Raw genomic sequence first — 240 nt, 5'->3', positions numbered from 1 at the left:
CTGTATAAGTTGGCCGCGTAGGTTTCTAAAGTTTCTTCTTTGTCATACCAAGTGCTTGATAATTTTAATAACGAATCACCTGATGACATGTTGTTGGTTACATTACCTATGGTCGATTGATAAGTAAAACTGGCACGATGTTGGTCGTTAATATTCCAATCCACTTTAGCTAAGATTTTTTCATCTTTTTCTTGTGGTGAGGTGGTGTAACCGCCAATGCTATCAAGACCATATATAGAC

The 240-nt window shown here is 37.1% G+C and carries 1 protein-coding gene; it reads right to left on the bottom strand.

Going from position 1 to position 240, the window contains the following annotated elements:
- Window positions 1–240 (bottom strand): hypothetical protein (locus AAEY75_RS16855; RefSeq protein WP_352260313.1); only part of this gene is annotated, 240 nt, incomplete at both ends.

The organism is Psychrobacter sp. TB55-MNA-CIBAN-0194, from assembly GCF_040309505.1.
In the GTDB taxonomy this organism is placed as follows: Bacteria; Pseudomonadota; Gammaproteobacteria; order Pseudomonadales; family Moraxellaceae; genus Psychrobacter; species Psychrobacter fozii.
Note: the sequence above shows the minus strand (reverse complement) of the source record. Positions and strands in the feature narration are given on the sequence as shown.